2 protein-coding genes are annotated in these 1,894 nt (G+C 38.6%); both read right to left on the bottom strand.

The genetic code is table 11. From position 1 onward, the window contains the following. Positions 1–122: 122 nt before the first annotated feature. Positions 123–1,154: a type II toxin-antitoxin system antitoxin DNA ADP-ribosyl glycohydrolase DarG gene (darG, locus tag VPNCDNU1_RS28550; protein ID WP_104403511.1), complete on the bottom strand. Its 1,032-nt coding sequence runs from the start codon at positions 1,152–1,154 to the stop codon at positions 123–125. Between the two features lie 10 nt (positions 1,155–1,164). Next, positions 1,165–1,791: a type II toxin-antitoxin system toxin DNA ADP-ribosyl transferase DarT gene (gene darT / locus VPNCDNU1_RS28545; protein ID WP_167404921.1), complete on the bottom strand. Its 627-nt coding sequence runs from the start codon at positions 1,789–1,791 to the stop codon at positions 1,165–1,167. Positions 1,792–1,894 lie beyond the last annotated feature (103 nt).

The raw sequence follows: 1,894 nt of genomic DNA, 5'->3' as shown, positions 1-1,894 counted from the left end.
GGAGACCATATATGTGAGCAACGCTACCTCGATACTTAACCATACCACCGTAAACACAAAACCCAACGATTAGCACCGAAAATGCCAAGCGTTGGGAATCACTCTTAAATGCTTTGTTAGGGCTACGATACCCAGCAATTACTTTCTAGTCGTGATAAAGCTTTCTTGAGATACTTTTCTTTAATTGAAGCTTTATGGTCATTCCATTGATAGATGAATAACTTGATTGAGTCGAAGTCATTTGGACTATAACCCTCATGTTTAACAACCCAGTGAACCGTAGATAACACTTCCATACTTAGTGGTGTTTCATATCCGCGTATCAGTTTCTCAACTTTACAAATAGCCTCATCACTTTCTGGATGGTTAGATAAATATTCTTCCGCTGCATCGAGTGAGTTATTAATGATAGAGATCCTTGATTTGGCAACACGGTCTCCAAAACCACTAATAAAATGTCCATCTATATGGCTCAACACATGGTTCAAATTATCGGCATACGGTCCAAAATTGTGAGCTTCATACTTCAGTTTAAGGTCAACCCCCGCTTCCTGGAGGAAGTATGCTAATTTCTGAGCTTCCAATTTAGTACACTCATAACCTTTAGAAGAATAAATACCCAATAGCTTAAGTAATAATGCTCGACCTTTGGTCATATTCGGTACTTTAGTATTAATTACAATATCTTTAGCATCCGGACTACCAAGTGGCTCATAGATATTAATAGAAACATCTTGAATACTACCGAGCTTATCAATAATCATCGATTTTACCGTTGACCACTCCAATCCACCCAGACCTGCGCCTAATGGTGGAATTGCAATAGACTTAATACCATATTCTTGTATTTTAATTGCTAAATCATCTAAGCCGGATTCAATATACTCATACTTTGACTTACCTTTCCAATGATCTTTAGTAGGAAAGTTAATAATAATTTTACGGTTAAACATGTCACCTTGCTCAGTGACAAACATCTTTCCTATTTTAACCTCTTTACGGTCACAAGCTGATTTATACTGTTTAAAGTTATCCAAAAATGCCTTTTTAAACTGTAAAGCAAGACCTTTCCCCATAACACCAACACAATTTACGGTATTCACTATTGCTTCAGAGTCATCAATTATTATATTTCCAGTTCTGTAACTAATCATAACCCCTCCGCTAAAAATACCAACCAAGCTTAATTTCTACATTTGGTTTGTGTGCAAGATGTTGAATCAAGCTTTCAACACGATCTTTCATAGTCTGATTATAGACCCCAATGGTTTCTATGAGTTCCCAATCTAGTCTGGAGTGAACAAGGAACTCGGACTGCCTTAAGCGACTACCATCTACGAAGTTGTTCCAGTATTTCGCATTGACAACATTCCAAGGCACTTCTGAAAGTTCAGTGAGGTCGTTATAGTAATCTGTCAGCGCCATAATTCCATGACCATCAGTAAATACAAACAACTTTCCAGCCCCATCAACCGTTTGAGCAGTTGTTTTAAAGAAAACAACTTCGCGCATATCGACACCAGGGATGTTTCCTCTATGCACCGCATAAAGCATTGGGGAAAGACTATTAAAGTAAAAAGGCACATAGTCATGGATCACACCACCAGGATCAACTGGGACTTCAAAGCTCTCCCTATGCCCTTGGACACTCTCATATGCTGAGCTTTGGTAAGCAATCGAACTCGAATCAACACCATTCTTACAAATTATCCCTCCTGAACTAATCAAACTTGAGAGATTGGAAATGTGCGTAAAATGATAAATCGGTGTTGGTAACGGAACTTGTGCCACTGAACTTTCCTTAAAAACTAGAATTTCGCAATTATACGGGACCAAACACTTAGACGCTATAGTCACATGCTGACAAGTAGCCCTAACGCCAGCTTAAACCGCA

It is taken from the genome of Vibrio penaeicida (genome assembly GCF_002933855.1).
In the GTDB taxonomy this organism is placed as follows: Bacteria; Pseudomonadota; Gammaproteobacteria; order Enterobacterales; family Vibrionaceae; genus Vibrio; species Vibrio penaeicida_A.
The sequence above is the reverse complement of the archived record's forward strand: the minus strand, read 5'-3'. Positions and strand labels throughout refer to the sequence as shown.

Excerpts from the sequence above, each read along its gene's own strand:
- darG (WP_104403511.1), bottom strand. The coding sequence starts at position 1,154 with ATGATTAGTTACAGAACTGGAAATATAATAATTGATGACTCTGAAGCA.